Source organism: Herbaspirillum autotrophicum (genome assembly GCF_001189915.1).
Taxonomy (GTDB): domain Bacteria; phylum Pseudomonadota; class Gammaproteobacteria; order Burkholderiales; family Burkholderiaceae_D; genus Herbaspirillum; species Herbaspirillum autotrophicum.
In genome coordinates, this window is record NZ_LFLS01000002.1 from 167,178 (window position 1) to 184,842 (window position 17,665).

Here is a 17,665-nt window from a genome sequence, read left to right on the forward strand (position 1 = left end):
CTTACCAGCGATAGGTCATGGTGGCCGTGACCTGGCGCGGCGTGCCGTAGTCACACAGGCCGGCGTAGCACATCGACGGAATATAGACCTTGTCGGCCAGGTTCAATGCATTCAGTGCGTACAGCCAGGAACCGCTTTCGAAACCGAGCCGGGCATCGAACAGTGTATAGGACGGGCCGCCGCGAGCCTGGATCGACTGTCGGTCCGGACGCGCCGAAACGTAACGGACACCGGCGCCGGCACTCCATTTCGGCAAATCGATAAAGCCCAGCTTGGCATTGGCCCACAGCGAGAAGATATTTTTCGGTGAATTGAAGTTTTCGCCCAGCTCCGCCGGGTTGTTGCTCTTGGTGACGACGGCGTTGGTGTAGGTATAAGCGCCGATCACGTCAATGTAACGACCAATACGGGTCTTGAGTTCCAGTTCCAGACCGCGCGAGCGCACTTCCCCGCTCTGCACCGAATCGGTCGGCGACAGCGGGTCGGGTGTCAGGACGTTGGTGCGGGTCAGGTTAAACAGCGCGGCGCTGATCAGCGTATCGCTGTCTTCGGGCTGATAGCGCAGGCCGGCTTCCCACTGCGTACCGGAACTTGGTTTGAAACGCTGGCCGAGGCGGTCGACGCCGCTGGTCGGTTCGAACGATTCGGTATAGCTGATATAGGGCGCTAAGCCATTGGCTGCCTTATAGACCAGACCGGCGCGGCCGGTGAAGGCGGAATCGGTTTCGTCGGTACTGGTGGCCGGGGCGTGCAAAACATTATTGATCATGTGGAACTGGTCATAGCGCCCACCGAGCAGCAACACCCACTTGTCGGCCAGTTTCAACTGGTCTTGCAGATACAGGCCGAGCTTTTTCTCCTCGGTGCGAAATGAGCGATAAGGCCCGAGCGTGACCGGCGTCGTCAGGTACACCGGATTGAAGGCATTGATGGCCGGCAGGTTGCCGCGCGTGCGCACACTGTCATAACTGGCGCGCGTGAAGTCGGCGCCGGCCAGCACGGTATGGCGCACCGGACCGGTATCAAAACTTTGTTCAAGGCTGGTGTCGGTGGTCAGGATGCCGGTCTCGTCGTCGTAGCCGCGTGCCGAGCGAGGCACCAGGCGCTGATTGGCGGCGGCCACGTCACCGGTCAGCAACGTGTAGCGCAGTGTCAGATCAGACTGGTAATAGCGCAATGAGTGGCGCAGTTTCAAAGTATCAGAGAACGCATGCTCAAACAGGTACGCGAAAGTGCCGGTATTGGTTTCAAAGCGGTTCAGATTGGGTTCGCCCAGAAACGTGCTGGTGCCGAGCTGGCCATTGCGGTTGGCCAGCAACGAGCCGGTCAGCGGTAGCGCCGGCGGATAGATGCTGTCAGATTGCTGATAGCTGCCCAGCAGCGTCAGCGACGTCATGGCATTGGGACGCCAGGTCAAGGCAGGCGCAATGTACGTGCGGTCATCGCGGCCATAGTTCATCGAGGTACCGCTCTCGCGCTTGAGTGCCGTGAGACGATAGGACCACACGCCGTCATCATCCAGCGGGCCGCCGAAATCGCCGGAAATCTGCTTGCGCTGATTGCTGCCGTATTCAAGATTGATTTCGTGCAGCGGCGTGGCTGGTGGCCGTTTGGTGACGGTATTGATGATGCCGCCCGGTGCCGCAGCGCCATACAGGATTGACGACGGACCGCGCAATACTTCGATGCGTTCCAGACCATAGATTTCTTGCTTGCCGTTATACAGGTTCACCATGTATCGCATACCGTCACGATAATAACTGCCCAGTTGCGGATTGGCTTCGAAACCACGGATGCTCAGGGTGTCGTCGAACAGCGGGCTCTTGGCCGAAATACCGGTCATCAGGCCGGCACTGTAGCCCAGTGCATCCTGGATGGTGCGCGCTTTTTGTTCTTCCATCTGTTGCCGGCCGACCACTGAAATCGACTGTGGAATGTCGATGATGGCGGTATCGGTTTTGGTGCCGGTGGCGCTGCGCCTGGCCAGCAAACCGTTGACTGGGCCATTGACGTCTTCCTTGCCGGCGGCGGCGCTGACCAGCACGTGCGGTAACGAAGACGCTTGCAGCGGTGCGCTCTTGCGCACGGTGAAGCTGCCGTCTTTCAGGTCCACCAGTTCATGGCCGGTATTGCGCAGCAATTGAGCAAAACCGCTCTGCACGGTATAGACACCGTTGAGGCCGGGACTCTGTACCGTTGCCAGCGCTGCATCGAACGACAACTGCACCCCTGCCAGTGCTGCAAATTGCGCCAGCACATTGCCCAGCGGGCCGGGGGCAATATTGTAGTTTTTGGTCGCCGCGGATTTGAGCGGCTCGTCCGCACTGACCGGTGCTGCATGTACGGCAGTTGTCAGCGCGGGGCCGAGGCCCATGAATGCGGTGGCGGTGCAGATGGTGATTGCCAGCGATGTGCGGCGCGCGCCAGCGTTCTGGTATTGCTTGATTGCCATTGTTGCGTTCCCTTTTCCCTTGTGTACTTTGCGCAGGAAGTCGCGGGCATGCGCAGCAATCGCGCTGCAGCGTCCGGGCTTCCAGATAAAGGAGGCTGATCAGCGCCTCTTATCTGGTACACCGCGCCAGCACGGGAAAAAGTGTCATCTTTCCGGAAAAATATTTTCAGGCCGGTTCGAGCGTGACCCAGTAACGGGTGCGCGCATTGATGTGCACCGGCAACGTGCGCTCCAGCAGGCGCAGCGTGGCGTCACTGTCCATCACCGAGAACGCGCCGGAAACCCTGAGCGTGGCCAGTTGCGGATGACAACGCAGGATGCCGCTGCGATAACGGCCCATCTCCCGCAGCAGTACCGGCAATGGCAGGTTCTGCGCCAGGAACAGACCGCGTTCCCACAACGCCGCAGCCGGGTCGGCCGCCCTCACCTCGCCAGCCAGGCCATCGCTGCCGAACACCGCTGATTGCCCTGCCGTGAGGCGGGTTGTCCGGTCGGCGTGCAACGGCTTTATCTCGACCGTATCGGCCAGCACCGCCACTTGTGTCTGCTGCGATTCCTGCCGCATCGTGAAACGCGTACCGAGCGCACGCACGGTTCCTTGCGCGGTCTCGACGATGAACGGACGGTAATGCGGTGACGGGTCCTTGCCGGTGGTCACCATGATCTCGCCGGCCAGCAAGCGCAAGCGCCGTTCGCTGGCGGAAAACACCAGATTGACCGCGCTGGCAGTATTGAGCACCAGCTCAGTGCCATCGGCCAGGGTCATGCGCTTTTGCTCGCCGGTAGCGGTCCGGATGTCGGCGCTCCAGTTTTGCCACGGCAATTCGCGGTACAGCATCCACGCCGCTGGCGCTGCTGCCAGCAGCACCGCCAGCCGGCTGAGGGCGCGCCGCCGGTCGTTCTTTTCCAGTCCATGCAAGGCAGCGCCGCGCAAGCCTTGCGGCACTGCGCCGAAGGTCTGCATGACGCTTTCGGCCCGCCGCCACGCCGCAGCATGGGCTGGACTGCGGTTGCGCCAGCGTTCGAAATCAAGTTGTTCAGTCGCGCAAAGATTGCCCTGACCGAGACGCACAAGCCAGTCGGCCGCTTCGCCGATCAGCGCGGGATCAACCGCAGGTGGTGTATTCATGTTGGCGATCCGGAAATTGGTTCAATCCATCATCATGCAAGCGATGAAGGCCTTGCGCATATGACGATTGACGGTCACCAGTGAGATGTCGAGCCGCGCTGCGATGGCCGTATAAGGCATGTCTTCCACCTGCGACAGCAGAAAGACTTCGCGCGTCTTGCCGGCCATGGCCTTGAGCATGGCGTCGATACGCATCAATGCCTCGACAATGATCAGACGTGCTTCCTCGGATGGTGCCTGTGCTTCGGGCAAGCCGGCAACCGATTCGGCGTAGGCCCGCTCCACGTCCTGATGGCGCCAGTGGTCGATGACCAGTCCCTTGGCAATGTGCGTAAGCAAGGCACGTGGTTCATCGCCGAGTACGGTACGGCCACCGCTTAGCACGCGCACGAAAGTATCGTGGGCAATATCGGCAGCATCGAATGAATTTCCGAGCCGCTTGCGCAGCCATCCATGCAACCAGTTGTGATGATCGCTGTATAGCGCATGGACCTGCTGATGGGAGGCGGTGCGTGACAAGGGGGACGTTCCGGGCGAAATGGAGAGAATGGATGAATAAGAATTATTCTCAACAAATTACCTGATTATTTCTGGTTTGGCAAACGTTTGTCTGCACCGATGTTGCGTGACAACACCGATGTGTTTTGCCGTCGACCGCTATTGCACATCCGATCAAAGCGTTAAAAAAGCTGCCCGGCCATTCCCGAGTCTGTTTGCATTCCGGCCGCATCAATCCGCACCGGAGTCATTTCTTGTTGTCTTGCGCACGCAATCCCGCAAACTCGTTTTTCGCCGCATTGAGCGCGGCGGCAAATTGACTGTTGGAGTGCAGCGCCGCCACCACGGCCGCGCCCATGAGCTGGCCATTGTCGACGTCGCTCTGCCAATGCGCGCCGCAGATTACCCGGCTTTTGCCAAAGGCATAGCCGCGCTGCAGTATTTCTGTCTGCCGGGCCGGGTTTATTTCTGCCAGCACCAGCGCCGCTGCCCAGCCGAAAGAAGCATGCCCGGAAGGATAGGAACCGCTGAGCGCCATTTTCTCGTCTTGCCCGGGAGTACAGGTCGGGTCTTTATAGACGACAAAAGGCCGCACTCTTTTGTAGTGATTCTTGGCGGCCTTCATGGCGTAATCGTGGCTGTCTTGCAGTACCTCCGTCAACAACTGGTACAACACAGGTGTATGGGTCGCTGATATTTCCATGCCGAACGCTGCAGAGAAGGCATGACCGAAATTGCGATAGTCCGCATCTTGTCGGGCCTGCTCAACCCGCTCCGGATCGCGCAAAACGTGCCCCGTTTCGTACTGGGCTTTATCCGCCTGGAAAGCCACCGAATCTTCAGCCGGTGGCGGTGGCAGGATGGCCAGGCTGTCCGGTGCGGTCTGGCCATTCAGAAAACCTGCTGCGCCTTTGGCCATCGCCCCGGATGCATGCAACAGGCCACAAGCGATCATGATTGCTGCCAGGCCTCTTGCGTTCATTTGGCGTTTCCTTTGATTTGTCATGACGGATGAGCGCGGCTCCCGGACAGAAACAGCGGTGCTCCATCTTACCTCAGGCGCCAGCCGGAACCGGTACCATCCTGCTTCTCCCCTACTCCTCATCATGCCGTCATACTGACCCTGGTGCAATCCGGCAGCGCCGGGCTTTACATCGCCTTGGTCAACCCAATCGTCCGTTCGATCAACACCAGCGCCAGTACTGCAAGGATGATGAAAATCGCGGAAATGGCGTTTACCACCGGATCGAAAGTCTGGTCGATATAGGTGAAGATACGAACCGGCATGGTGACCGTGCCGGGCGCAGTGAGGAACAGGCTGACCGAAACTTCACCGAATGACGTTACCGCCGCAAACACGGCGCCGGCGACGATACCCGGTTTGATCAACGGCAGCGTCACGTGGCGGAAGGTATAGGCCGGTGTCGCGCCGAGGTTCATGGAAGCGGCTTCCAAGCGGCGATCCATGCTGGCCAGACTGACGCTCACGGTGCGCACCGCGTAAGGCAGCGCCACCAGAATGTGTCCGATTGCCAGTCCCGTCAGGGATCCGGCCAGACCCATGCCGGTCAGCACGTAAAGCAAGGCGATGCCCAATACCACCTGCGGGATGATCAGCGGCGACAGCACGAACGCCTGCAGCACATCGCGACCACGAAATTGCAAACGCGCCAAGGCATAGGCTGCCGTGGTGCCCAGCAAGGTGGTCAGCGGTGTCACTACCAGCAACAGCCAGGCGCTGATCTGCAATGCCTTGAGCCAGGCCTGATTCTCGAAGAATGCCTGAAACCAGTGCAGCGACAGCGACTCGGGCGGAAATTGCGGATACGCGCCGGGACTGAATGCGGACAGGAAAATCACCAGCACCGGCAAGATCAGAAACAGGTACACCAGCATGCCGGCAGCTTTCCCGGCCCAATGCCAGAGCCCGCCTGCGGCCGGTATCAGATCGCGATCAGTGGCCATAGACGCGGCGCTCCCAACGTTTTTGAACATAGCTCATCAGCCCCGCGATGGCCGCCGTCACGACCAGCAAGGTCAATGACAGCGCCGCCGCCAGCGGCAGATTGGCAATTTGCAAGGCCTGCTGATAAATCCCGATTGGCAGCAACGGTTGCAAGCGTCCGCCGATCAGCAGCGGCGTCACATAACTGCCTGCGGCCAGCGCGAAAACGATGATGGCACCGCTCATCATGCCCGGAATGGTCAATGGCAGCACCACATGCAAGAAGGTATGCCGGGCGCCGGCGCCCAGGCTGTGCGAAGCACGCGGCAAGGCGGCAGGAATTTCTCCCAGCGAGGTGGCCAGCGGCAGCACCGCGAATGGCAACATGACCTGCACATAGGCGACGATTACCGCTTTCATGTTCCATAGCAGCGTCAGCGGCGTATCGATCAGGCCGAAGCGGCGCAAGACATCATTGATCAGGCCGTTCTGGGCCAGCAATACGATCCAGGCAAAGGTGCGGATCACGACGCTGGTCAGCAGCGGTGAAATCAGGATCACATACAACACGGTGCGCCAGGTGCGGCTGCGGGTATTCACCAGCAACCACGCTGCCGGATACGCCAGCAATACGCACAACACGGCCGTCAGTGCCGCCACCCACAAGGTGGTGCCCAGCGCACGCGCATAACTGGCCGAGGTAAACACATTGATATATTGCGAAAAACTGTACGTGGGCAGCGTCATCAGCATGCCGTCGACGTCATGCAGGCTGAGCCCGATCAGCAGAATTCCCGGCACCACCAGAAAAGCGGCCAGGAACAGCATACCCGGTGCCAGCAGCAACCAGGAAAACAGCGAATTGCCGGAGGTGGACAAACGACTCATGACCGCCCGTCTCCGTCTGCGGCCGGCAACATGGTCAGGTCATCGGCGTTCCATGCCAGACGCACGGCAGTACCGGCGGGAGGCACTGCGGTGAAATTGGCTTCCGGAGTTTCCACCACCAGTTCGCCGCCCCCCGGCAGCGTGATGGTCAGATGCAGTTCGGCGCCGGTATAACTGGCATCGCGCACGGTGCCGGTGACACTGTTGGGCGCCGCTGCCGGGTGCTCCCCGGCGCTGGTTGCCGCGAGCCGGATACGCTCCGGACGCAGCAGGAACAGTGCATCACGGGTGCCCGCATGCGGGTTGGCCGGTTGCAGTTGCAGCGGTGTTGCGGGGCCGGCGAAATGCCGGTTGGCCAGAAAAATGCCATTGCCGCCGGCATGCGCCTCGATCAGATTGGCATGACCGACAAATTCCCCCACGAAACGGTTGGCCGGCCGTCGGTACAGTTCGAGCGGCGTACCTACCTGTTGCAAGCGACCGCCGCCAAGGATGCCGATGCGGTCCGACAGGCCGAGCGCTTCTTCCTGATCGTGGGTCACCATGACGGTGGTGACGCCGACGTTGCCCAGCAAACGGCGCAACTCGGTTTGCATTTCCTTGCGCAACTTGGCATCGAGATTGGATAACGGTTCATCCAGCAACAATACCTGCGGCCGGATCGCCAGCGCGCGCGCAATCGCCACCCGTTGCTGCTGACCGCCCGAAAGCTGATGCGGCATGCGCTGCGCCAGCTCGGACAGCCGCACCAGATCCAGCATCTCGCTGACCCGGGCGCGGATATCGTCGCTCTTGGCCTTGCGCACGCGCAGGCCGTAGGCGACGTTGTCGAATACATTCAGGTGCGGGAACAAGGCATAACTCTGGAACACCATGCCGATGTCGCGCTGATGCGGCGGCAGGCCGGTGATATCCTTGCCGCCCACCACTACCCTGCCCGCACCGGGCGCCAGAAAGCCGGCGATGATGTTGAGCAGGGTGGTCTTGCCGCACCCGCTCGGCCCCAGCAGGGAAAAGAATTCTCCCGGTGCGATGGACAGGTCAACCCCGTCCAGCGCCTGCAGTGCACCGAAGCGATGCTCTACACCGTGAATGTCGATCGCACTCATTTGCCGTTGCCCAGCGCTTGCGACCAACGGTTGGTCCAGTCGGTCACCTTCGGCGTGGCCGTTTCGTAATCGATCCAGATCAATTTCTTGTACGCCTCTTCGCCCACCTGAACCTTGCCCTTCAGCTCATCGCTGTATTGCACGTCGCGATTGGTCATGCCGTACAGCGAGCCGTCGGAAAACGCCTTTTGTACTTTGTCGCTGGACATGAAATCAAGCAACTTGTAAGCATTGGCCAGATTCGGCGCGCCCTTGGCGATTACCCAGTTGGCGGCGCCCACTACCGGGCCGTCTGTCGGATAAGCGAAGCCGACTTTGAGGCCGCTCTTTTGCAACGCGAATACACGACCATCCCAGTACGGCACCACCCAGGCATCACCGCGTTCCAGCAAGGTCTGGATCGCACCCGGGCTGTCCGGGAATGCCACCGCATTGCTCTTCAGTTCGGCCAGTTTGCTGAACGTGCGCTCGACATCGGCTTCGTTCTTGAGCTCACCACCCAGTGCATGGGTCAGACCGGCAAAGAATTGCAAGCCGGCGGCATAGCTTGGCGAAGAAATCGCGACGTGACCTTTGTATTCCGGATTCCACAAATCGAGCCAGCTCTTGGGCGGCGTCTTTACGAGATCGGTACGGTAAGCCAGTCCCAGTTGGCCGAGACTGAAGGCTGCGGCATAGGTCTTGCCGTCTTTGGTGAATTTTTCCTGCACCGAGGGATACAGCTTGGACAGGTTAGGAATATTGCTGGCCTCAAGCGGTTCCAGCAAGCCGGCGGCAACCGCACGCTGTACCGAGTCGGGCTGGAACACCACGATGTCATATGCCGGCTTGTTGCCATTCGCGGCACGCAGCTTGGCCAGCCACTCGGCATCGGCACCCGGGACAATTTCGACGGTCAGGTTATTGTCTTTGGCATATTGCTCAAGACCGGCGGCGCGAATGTTCTTTTCCCAATCGCCGCCATAGACGCCGATCACCACTTTGTCGGTGGCGGCAGGGGCGGCTGCGGCTTGCGGTGCTTCCGGCTTTTTATCGCCGCACGCGGCAAGGATAGCGATGGCCAGGATGGTCACCGCCAGGGTTGGAATGATGCGGGTAAGGCGGATCGGTTTCATGTTTTCTCCAGTCTGGTGTTTATCTGAATGCGTTCAGGATGTGCTTGGAATGGCTTCTGCAAAACGGCTTGCGGCAAGAGTGATGGCCTGATCGCTGGCGGCTTCCTGTGGAAACCCTGCCGGCAATTCTGCCAGTGCCGCGGCAAATACCTGTCGCCGCTGGCGGGCACGGATGGCCGAGGGCATGGCAAATAATGCCGTGCTCAGGCGATCCAGCGCGGCCACCGGGAATACCCGATCCCAGGCGTCGCGCTCGGGGCCGAAGCGGCTGATGGCGGCGCGCTTGCTGCGCAATGCTGCGGTCGCCGCTTGATCTATTTGCAGCGCTCCGGCAGTGTCAGCAGCCTCAGTTGCCGTCAGCGCCACGCCATAGTCGCGTCGTGCCGCTTCCACCGACAACAAACCGCGCAGCGCATCGGTCAGCACTGCCGCCGGATCACGTGCAAAGGCATCGCCCCAGCCACCGCCACCCGGGGTCTGAATCGCAATTTCATCGCCGGCGGCAACTGCCAGCAAGTCGATCTTGCCGAGTTCACGCGACGCCTGGCCGGCGCGATGCAATACCAGTCTGGCTGGCGCACCGGGACCGCCGCCATGGGCGCCCCACGGACGGAAGCGCAAGCGTTCCATGCCGCGCGCCAGTACAAAGCTGTCATCCTGCAATACACGGAAACGGATTTCCTGACCGTTGCCGCCTCGCCATTGACCGGCACCGGCGGAGTCGCGCCGCAAACCGTAATGGACAATCTCGACCCCGGTTTCGGCCTCAACGGTTTCGACCGGGTTATTCGACAGATTGGAAATGCTGCTGTCACGGCCATCCGCGCCATCGTGGCCACGGCGACCGCCGGTGCCGCCGACCATCGGCTCGACCACCTGGACGTTTTGCCCGAAGCCATGGCGCGCCGGTTCGGCCACCACCACCGGAATGATGGTGCCGCCGCTGGCAGCCGGCATGGCATCAGGCAGTGCCTGACCCAGCACACCGTTGAGGGCGTCGTTGACGCGCACTGCGGTGGCATGCCGTACGCCGACTGCTGCACCGGGCAGCGGGTTGACCACGCTGCCGGCCGGTGCAATCACCGATACCGGTGCCAGCAGACCGGCGTTGATCGGCACACTCTTGTCGAGCGTCGCCACCAGCGCCAGAATGCGCAGCGTCAGCCACGCGTGCGGGCGGCCATGACTTGGAATATTGATCGCGGCGGCCACTTGCGGGTCGCTGCCGGTGAAATCGAGCTGGATGTTGCCGCCACCGACGGTCACTGCCAGCGCAATCCGCACCGGCAAGCCGGAGCCGGCTTCGTCATCCAGATAATCAGTAAAGCGGTAGGTGCCGGCCGGCACTTGTGCCAGCACTGCCCGGGCCCGTAGCGCGGCATACTCGACCAGATCGGATTGCGCATCCAGCAGTGCCTGCGCGCCATGTTGCTGTAACGTCTGCGCGACCCGTTCGCGGCCGGTGGCGAGCGCCCCCAGCATGGCCTTGAGGTCGCCCATGTTGGCATCCGGCGTGCGGCTGTTGACCTGGAACAGCAACGCCACATCCTGATTCAAGTGCCCGGCCCGCATGATTTTCAGCGGCGGAATCTGCAAGCCTTCCTGGAAAATTTCGTGGTTGCTGGGCGAGATGCTGCTCGGTACTTTGCCGCCGACGTCGGACGCATGCAAAAAGCCCCAGCCGTAAGCAACAATACGGCCTTCATGGAAATACGGCTCGATCACCTGCAAGTCCGGCAAGTGCGTCGCCAGGCCGCCGGAACGATAAGGATCATTGGTCAGGATCACGTCGCCCGGTTCCAGCGCGCCGACTGCCGCGATGGCGGTCGAGCAATCGAGGCCGACGAAGCCGGATACGCCCAGTGCACGCGGATAAGCGAAAAACTTGCCATCCAGTCCGGCCAGTGCGCAGCAAAAATCCGCGGTTTCTTTCACATACAAGGTGCGCCCGGTACGTTGCAGCGTCAGGCACATTTCCTCGGCAATCGAGGTCAGTTTGTTGCCCAGGATTTCGAGGCTGATCGGATCGAGTTTCATGTGCGCGCTCCCTGGTTGTCGCTTGGCGTCAGATGCAAATTGCCCAGCGTGTCGGTACGTCCCTGCCATCCGGGCAAGACCAGAATGGTGGTATCGACCTGTTCGATCACGGCCGGGCCGTTCAAGACATCGCCGGCGCCGAGCGCGTCGCGTTGGTAAATCGGCGTATCGTGCCAGCCGCCGCGCAAGAAGACCTGGCGTCGGGCGTGGACCTGCGCTGCGCCGCTGCCGGCAAATCGCCTGGCGCTGGTGGTCGCCACCAGATGGCCGACGATGGCCAGCCGGATGGTCGATACATCCACCGGTGCTGCCTCGTCGCGAAAACCGTAAAGCCGCTCATGCTCGCGGTGGAACGCCTCGATCAGAAACGCCGCATTCAACGGTGACGGCAGCGGATGTGCTATCGGCACATTGAGTTCATACGCTTGCCCGGCATAACGCATGTCGAGTGCCGGATGCAACGCGGGCTGGCTGGTGCCGGTCACGCCTTGCTGCTGCAACCATTCCTGCGCCTGCGTCTCCAGCTCATGCCAGATAGCGCCGACCTGGCTGGCGACATTGTCATCGAGCGTGGCGCGCAGGCTGCGTACGAAATCGCGCCGCAGATCGGCGGTGGCCGCTCCGAGCGCGCAAAAAGTGCCGGGTTTCAATGGAATCAGGACATGCTTCAAACCGGCTTCTTCGGCCAGCCAGTTGGCATGGGTCGGACCGGCACCGCCGAACGGCACCAATGCGAATTCAGCCGGATCGAGGCCGCGCTGGGCCAGACTCTTGCGCAATTCCGAGGCCATCTGGGCGGTGGCGATGGCGAGTGCGCCAGAGGCGGCGCGGATAGCGCCATCGCGGCCACTGCTACCGAGCGCGGCGGCCACTGTTTCCAGTGCTGCCTGGGCGCGTTCGGGGTAAAGTTTCATGGCACCGCCGACGAAGGCATCGGCATCCAGTACGCCGGTAGCGAGATAACAATCGGTGACGGTGGCGCTGCTGCCGCCACGGCCGTATGCGGCCGGTCCCGGATCGGCACCGGCACTTTCCGGACCAACCTTCAGCACGCCGTGTTCGTCGACCCGGATTTTCGAGCCGCCGCCGGCGCCGATGGCAGACACGCCCACCACCGGCAACACCAGCGGCAAGCCGCCGATTTCAGTGCGCGTGACCATCTCCGCCTGACCATGTTGCGATACCGCGATGTCGCTGCTGGTGCCGCCCATGTCAAACGTGACGATGCGCGCTACGGCAGTTTCCACCGCGAGCCGCGCCGCCGCCACCACACCCGATGCCGGGCCCGACAGCACGGTATCGATAGGTCGCGCCAATGCCGCTTTCAACGACAAGGAACCGCCATTGGAAGCGGTCACCAGAATCGGCGCCTGCACGCCCAACTCGGCGGCAAGTTGTTCCAGTCGCTGGAAATAACGGCGCATCAGCGGTTGTATATAGGCATTGAGTGACGCCACCACGGTCCGTTCGTATTCGCGGATTTCGGGCCAGGTCTGCGCTGCCGACAAGACCGCGATCTGTGCCGTGGCGTCAGGCCGGACCGGCAATGCCGCCTGCAACGCGGCCGCCAGTTCGGCTTCCCGTTCCGGCTGCAGATAACCGTTGATCAGCATCACGACGACGGCGTCGACCTCTAGTGCGGCTATGCCGCGTGCCGTCAGCGCGATGTCATCAGCGTGCGGCCAGCGCACGGGCTGGCCGTCGCGATTGAAGCGCGCGCCGATTTCAAGCACGCGCTCGCGCGGCAGGAATGGTTCTTCCCGAGTAGCGTGAAAATCGAATGAGGATGGCATGCGGGCGCGGCCGATTTCGAGCACGTCCCGAAAACCGTCGGTGACCACCAGACCCACGCGGGCGCCACGGCGCTGGATGATGGCATTCAGGCCGATCGTGGTGCCATGCAGCAGCACCCCGATATCGGACGGCGCCAAACCGCATTGTTTGATCAGCGCAGCCAGTCCGTTGCGCACCGCGAGCGCCGGATCTGATGGTGTGCTGGGTTCTTTGTGGTAGGCCAGTTGCTGGCGTTGAGGATGGTACAGAACGAAGTCGGTGAAAGTACCTCCGACATCGATCCCTATGCGTGCGCCTGTGGAAGAATCGGAATTCACTACGGATACTCCAGAAAAACTGTCGGCGCACATGCTCGAGCACGGGCGAGGCTCGTCGGCAAGATGCGCAGGCAAAGATTTTGATTGTAGGATGCGGCACCGGGAACTGAAACTACTTTTCCCGAATTAGTATATGCGATATTCGCATTTGCGATTTCTTGCCCGATCTGCTCCCATTTGCTGCCAGCGTTGGGGCAATTTCAACGTGACTTACTGACCAGAGAACATCAATGCCACCCTTGCCATCCCAGCGTATTGCCATCGGCGGCTTCCAGCACGAGACCAATACTTTTGCCGACACGCCGACGGGCTGGGAAGACTTTGCCGCTGCCGATACCTGGCCCGGTCTGCTGGAAGGCGCAGCGTTATTGACCGGGATGACGGCCGCCAGCAGCGGCAAGCCAAGCAACATTCCCATTGCCGGTTTCATTGATGCCGCGTTGCAGGCAACCACCGGCGATGCCCCTGCGCCGCGCCTGATTCCGGCACTGTGGTGTGCTGCCGGCCCCTCCGGGCGCGTCACGCACGATGCATTTGAACGCATTCTCGGGCGGTTGACGGCAAGCATCGCCGAGGCCCGTGCCGATGCGGTCTATCTGGATCTGCACGGCGCCATGGTGGCGCAACATAGCGACGACGCCGACGGTGAAATACTGGCCCGGGTGCGCGCGGTCATCGGGCCCGATATACCGCTGGTCGCCAGCCTCGACCTGCACGCGAATGTCTCGGAAAAGATGATGGACAACGCCGATGTGCTGATCGCCTATCGCACGTATCCGCATGTCGACATGGCCGCCACCGGCGCCCGCGCGTTTGACTGGATCCGGCGCCGGCTTGACGGCCAGCCGCGGCCGCATGCCGCATGGCTGCGGGTGCCCTATCTGATCCCGCTGTGCTGGCAGTGTACCGACGCCGCGCCGGCGCAAGGTTTGTATGCATTGCAGCAAGCGCTGGAAGGACAAGCTGCCGACAGCGTCTCGTTTGCCATGGGATTTCCGGCTGCCGATGTCGACAAATGCGGTCCTGCGGTCTGGGCCTATGGCGCGTCCGCACAGTCAGCGCAAGCCGCAGCGCAGCGCATGCTGGAAGCCGTCAACGCTGCGGAATCCGCGTTCAGCGGCGACATACTCGACGCCCGCGAGGCCGTGGCACGCGCTATCGGGATTGCCACCAGCAAAGGCGGCCCGGTGGTAATCGCCGACGCCCAGGATAATCCCGGCGCCGGCGGCAGCGCCGATACCACTACCCTGCTCAAGGCGCTGGTCGCGGCCGGCGCCAGGGGTGCCGTGCTGGGCTTGCTGGTCGATCCGCCCGCTGCACGAGCGGCGCATGCGGCAGGCACCGGTGCCTGCTTGCATCTGTCTCTTGGCGGAAAATCCGGGATCGCCGGCGATACGCCGTTCGAGGCCGAATTTGTGGTGGAACGGCTGCATCCGGGTGATGTGGTCGCCACCGGCAGTGTCTTCAGCGGTTATCAGTTGACACTCGGTCCCAGCGCCTGCCTGCTGATCGACGACATTCGGGTACTGGTGATTTCCAAACCGGTACAACTGCTGGACCTGGCCCTGTTGCGCTTCATCGGCATCGAACCGGCCGCGCAATCCATCATCGCCGTCAAGAGTACGGTCCATTTTCGCGCCGACTTTGCGCCGCTTGCCAGTGCCATCCTGGTCTGCGCCGCACCCGGCGCGTTCCTGCTCGATCCGGCCCGGCTGCCGTGGAGCAAACTGCCGGCGGCAATCCGCAAGGCGCCGCGCCGCGCGTGATGCGGCACGCTACCCAAAAACAGGGAGAAAGAAAGTTACTCAGTCCCAGGCTGATGCCGGAATCGTCGCCAGCGCTTTGAATGCCGGTTTGGCGAACCAGTAACCTTGCATCAGGGTGATGCCGATACTCAGCAGAAAGTCGCGTTCGGCCTTGGTTTCAATACCTTCTGCCAGCACCCCGATATCCAGCTCCCGGCACATGGCAGCAATGCCGGACACGATTGCCTGACGCGGTTTGTTCTTGTCAATATTGCGCACCAGATCCATATCGATTTTAATCAGGTCCGGCTGATACTCGGCCAGCAAGTTCAGACCGGCATAGCCGGCGCCGAAATCGTCGATCGCGGTCTGGAATCCGAAACGACGGTATTCCTTGAAAATATTGACCAGATGCGCCCGGTCCTGAACCTGTTCGCCTTCAGTCACTTCAAAGATGATGTTTTCAATCGGAAACTGATGCTTGCGTGCCGCTGCCAGCGTGCTGCGGATGCAGACCTCGGGACGATACACCGCATTCGGCAGAAAATTGATCGACAGCAGCTCGGTCATGCCCAAGGCTGCGGCCCCCTCGACCGCCTTCACCCGACAGGCCTGATCAAACCGATAGCGGTTGTCGTCGTTGACTTGCGCCAGCACGCTGGCGGCAGACTCTCCCTGCGGCCCGCGCACCAGCGCCTCATGGGCGTATATCGATCGGGTAGCAAACTCTGCGATGGGCTGATAGGCATACTCAAATTGAATATCCAGGCTGGCATCGCCGTGACAACCACTGCAACTGCCCTCCGCTGGCCGGGTCTGGCTATCGCCGGAGGGATCTGGGTGAACGCTGATCATATGAATGCCGTCAAGATGGTGGATGACAGATCAACGCCTAAACCCTCACAAACGCTGCATCAATATGGAAATTGCGTGCTTGCCGAATCCGAAGTTGAACCGGTGGTGCGCCGATAGTAGATTAAGCAATTCGGTTTGTACACATAATGTCCCCGCGCTGCGATTGACGCGTGCTTCATCACTGGCTCAGTTCTGCCGCATCTGCTGCTGAAAACTGATGTCGATAAACTCCGCCGGCCGGCTCGGTGCGACCAGCACCGCGACCGTCATCACGCCTTGCAGCACGTCTTCGGCGCTCATGGTTTCCCCGAGACCGACCCGCACGCTGAACGCTTCGTCCGGACTGACGCCGGCCAGCCCGCCGCGCCGCCAGACACTGATCAGGTAGTTGCACACCATGCTTTTGACGAATACCCAGGTGCTGGCAGTATTCGGCTCTTGCGTGATGTGGCGGCAAGCGCGACGCACCGATTGTTCGATCATGATCATGGTGCGGCGGGTGCTGACGTCACGCCAGATCGGACTGTTGCCGTCCAGCGTGCGGGCGCCCCATACCAGTACGCCTTGCCCGATGAACGAACGGATCGCATTGATCGACGCCCCATGCGCCGCACCGGCGAGATCTTCCTGTTCATCATTGGAGATCGCCGCTGCCGGCGATACCACGCCATACATGCCGATGTTGGACAAGTCTTTCCAGACGCCGTACATGTTGTCCGCCATATTGTATAAACCGGCCATGCACGCGGCAGGCGGCAGCAAATTGAGCTTTTTCCGGATCGCCTGCATGATTTGCGGATACAGGCTGGTGATGGTCAGCAGCGTTTCATTGAGCATCAGCATCTCGGTCACCGGATCCTTGGATTTGCTCCAGTCGGAGGTGAGCGCGACCAGCAATGCCTTGACGTGGTCAATCATGATCTTGGCAGCAGCGGTCGGATGGCCGGTATTGATGACCGGCGACAACTCGCGCTGCAACAATCCGGCCAGCACGTCGAGGTTGGTGATGGCAGTGAAATCAATGCCCTTCTCTTTAACCACCGAGGTATTGACCCACGGATAAAAGCTGGTGCCAAAATCCAGAAACTCGCTACCGACCGCAGCGCGGAAGGCAGCGACGCAGTCACCGTCGGCATGCTGGCGATGCTGGTGGCCGCGATGCACGTCGAGCAAGGCAATGCGATTCCTCTGCAAGCCGCAGTGCTGCAACGCATGACGCTGTACGGTGGCACAATCCGGCGCCGACAGATGCATGGCATCGGGAACCAGCATCATGGTGGGTTCCGGTTCCGTCAGCAAGCTGTCGATGCCGGCGCACAGTTTGCCGGCATCGAGCCGGTCCCCGTAATGACCGGCCGATACGATATAACACGCACCGCCGCCGTTCTGAAAATACAGCAGCATGCTGTAATACAGGATGTAAGGGGTATCTTCGCGCCGCAGTTCGTAGGCCTCGCTGTGCCCGCTGACGCTGTCGGGCACCGAAAAATCGCCGGCAATTCCGGCGCCGTCGGCCGCAGGTGCCGCCAGTGCATGGATTGAAAACTTGCTTGGCGGCGGCCCGCCGTAGCAGGCCACGAACTCCGACATCGACGTGATGCGCCAGGCTTGTTGAGACAGTCCGGTTTTCTGGTTATGCGACCACTCGGTATAGCCGATAAAGGCCGGCACTGCCGTCGCCACTTCGGCGACAGACTCCGAACAGGCATTTTTTGCCGTCACGCCATCGTCCAATATTTTGTATTTCGTCATCATTTCGCTTTCCATTCACCCCGTCCGCT

At 61.1% G+C, this 17,665-nt stretch carries 13 protein-coding genes; 1 reads left to right on the plus strand and 12 read right to left on the minus strand.

What is annotated here, in order from left to right:
* Window position 1: 1 nt before the first annotated feature.
* The 10 genes from AKL27_RS02105 to AKL27_RS02150 all read right to left on the minus strand — a co-directional run bounded on the left by AKL27_RS02105 (window position 2) and on the right by AKL27_RS02150 (window position 13,284).
* Entirely contained in the window at window positions 2-2,452 is a 2,451-nt protein-coding gene (locus AKL27_RS02105; RefSeq protein ID WP_050460973.1) for a TonB-dependent siderophore receptor, read from the minus strand.
* 166 nt (window positions 2,453-2,618) lie between these two features.
* Window positions 2,619-3,581: a FecR domain-containing protein gene (locus tag AKL27_RS02110; protein ID WP_050460975.1), complete on the minus strand. Its 963-nt coding sequence runs from the start codon at window positions 3,579-3,581 to the stop codon at window positions 2,619-2,621.
* A gap of 21 nt (window positions 3,582-3,602) precedes the next feature.
* Window positions 3,603-4,100 carry a sigma-70 family RNA polymerase sigma factor gene (locus tag AKL27_RS02115; RefSeq protein WP_050460976.1) on the minus strand — a complete coding sequence of 166 codons (498 nt, stop codon included), beginning with the start codon at window positions 4,098-4,100 and terminating at the stop codon, window positions 3,603-3,605.
* Window positions 4,101-4,326: 226 nt separating this feature from the next.
* Window positions 4,327-5,211: an acid phosphatase gene (locus AKL27_RS02120; protein WP_269749172.1), complete on the minus strand. Its 885-nt coding sequence runs from the start codon at window positions 5,209-5,211 to the stop codon at window positions 4,327-4,329.
* Between the two features lie 17 nt (window positions 5,212-5,228).
* Entirely contained in the window at window positions 5,229-6,044 is an 816-nt protein-coding gene (locus AKL27_RS02125) for an ABC transporter permease (protein ID WP_050460980.1), read from the minus strand.
* Window positions 6,034-6,912, minus strand: a complete 879-nt coding sequence (locus AKL27_RS02130) for an ABC transporter permease (protein WP_050460982.1) — start codon at window positions 6,910-6,912, stop codon at window positions 6,034-6,036. Before AKL27_RS02130 ends, AKL27_RS02125 begins: the two co-directional genes overlap by 11 nt.
* On the minus strand, window positions 6,909-8,021 hold the full coding sequence (locus AKL27_RS02135) for an ABC transporter ATP-binding protein (RefSeq protein ID WP_050460983.1): 1,113 nt from the start codon (window positions 8,019-8,021) through the stop codon (window positions 6,909-6,911). Before AKL27_RS02135 ends, AKL27_RS02130 begins: the two co-directional genes overlap by 4 nt.
* On the minus strand, window positions 8,018-9,136 hold the full coding sequence (locus AKL27_RS02140; RefSeq protein WP_050460985.1) for an ABC transporter substrate-binding protein: 1,119 nt from the start codon (window positions 9,134-9,136) through the stop codon (window positions 8,018-8,020). The genes AKL27_RS02135 and AKL27_RS02140 overlap by 4 nt, the downstream gene beginning before the upstream one ends.
* Window positions 9,137-9,169: 33 nt before the next feature.
* Complete coding sequence (locus AKL27_RS02145; RefSeq protein WP_050460987.1) at window positions 9,170-11,173, minus strand: hydantoinase B/oxoprolinase family protein; 2,004 nt, start codon at window positions 11,171-11,173, stop codon at window positions 9,170-9,172.
* Window positions 11,170-13,284, minus strand: a complete 2,115-nt coding sequence (locus tag AKL27_RS02150; RefSeq protein WP_083438810.1) for a hydantoinase/oxoprolinase family protein — start codon at window positions 13,282-13,284, stop codon at window positions 11,170-11,172. The genes AKL27_RS02145 and AKL27_RS02150 overlap by 4 nt, the downstream gene beginning before the upstream one ends.
* Window positions 13,285-13,514: 230 nt before the next feature.
* Here AKL27_RS02150 and AKL27_RS02155 point away from each other — a divergent pair, with 230 nt between their 5' ends.
* Window positions 13,515-15,050 carry a M81 family metallopeptidase gene (locus AKL27_RS02155; RefSeq protein WP_050460990.1) on the plus strand — a complete coding sequence of 512 codons (1,536 nt, stop codon included), beginning with the start codon at window positions 13,515-13,517 and terminating at the stop codon, window positions 15,048-15,050.
* A gap of 39 nt (window positions 15,051-15,089) precedes the next feature.
* Here AKL27_RS02155 and AKL27_RS02160 read toward each other — a convergent pair whose 3' ends face one another.
* The gene (locus AKL27_RS02160) at window positions 15,090-15,884 is read right to left on the minus strand and encodes an EAL domain-containing protein (protein ID WP_050460992.1); all 795 of its coding nucleotides are present in this window, start codon (window positions 15,882-15,884) and stop codon (window positions 15,090-15,092) included.
* Window positions 15,885-16,070: 186 nt separating this feature from the next.
* Window positions 16,071-17,639, minus strand: a complete 1,569-nt coding sequence (locus AKL27_RS02165; protein ID WP_232310871.1) for a phage tail sheath family protein — start codon at window positions 17,637-17,639, stop codon at window positions 16,071-16,073.
* Between the last annotated feature and the right edge of the window lie 26 nt (window positions 17,640-17,665).

Excerpts from the sequence above, each read along its gene's own strand:
- AKL27_RS02110 (WP_050460975.1), bottom strand. The coding sequence starts at position 3,581 with ATGAATACACCACCTGCGGTTGATCCCGCGCTGATCGGCGAAGCGGCC.
- AKL27_RS02145 (WP_050460987.1), bottom strand. The coding sequence starts at position 11,173 with ATGAAACTCGATCCGATCAGCCTCGAAATCCTGGGCAACAAACTGACC.
- AKL27_RS02160 (WP_050460992.1), bottom strand. The coding sequence starts at position 15,884 with ATGATCAGCGTTCACCCAGATCCCTCCGGCGATAGCCAGACCCGGCCA.
- AKL27_RS02135 (WP_050460983.1), bottom strand. The coding sequence starts at position 8,021 with ATGAGTGCGATCGACATTCACGGTGTAGAGCATCGCTTCGGTGCACTG.
- AKL27_RS02125 (WP_050460980.1), bottom strand. The coding sequence starts at position 6,044 with ATGGCCACTGATCGCGATCTGATACCGGCCGCAGGCGGGCTCTGGCAT.
- AKL27_RS02140 (WP_050460985.1), bottom strand. The coding sequence starts at position 9,136 with ATGAAACCGATCCGCCTTACCCGCATCATTCCAACCCTGGCGGTGACC.
- AKL27_RS02155 (WP_050460990.1), top strand. The coding sequence starts at position 13,515 with ATGCCACCCTTGCCATCCCAGCGTATTGCCATCGGCGGCTTCCAGCAC.
- AKL27_RS02165 (WP_232310871.1), bottom strand. The coding sequence starts at position 17,639 with ATGATGACGAAATACAAAATATTGGACGATGGCGTGACGGCAAAAAAT.
- AKL27_RS02105 (WP_050460973.1), bottom strand. The coding sequence starts at position 2,452 with ATGGCAATCAAGCAATACCAGAACGCTGGCGCGCGCCGCACATCGCTG.
- AKL27_RS02130 (WP_050460982.1), bottom strand. The coding sequence starts at position 6,912 with ATGAGTCGTTTGTCCACCTCCGGCAATTCGCTGTTTTCCTGGTTGCTG.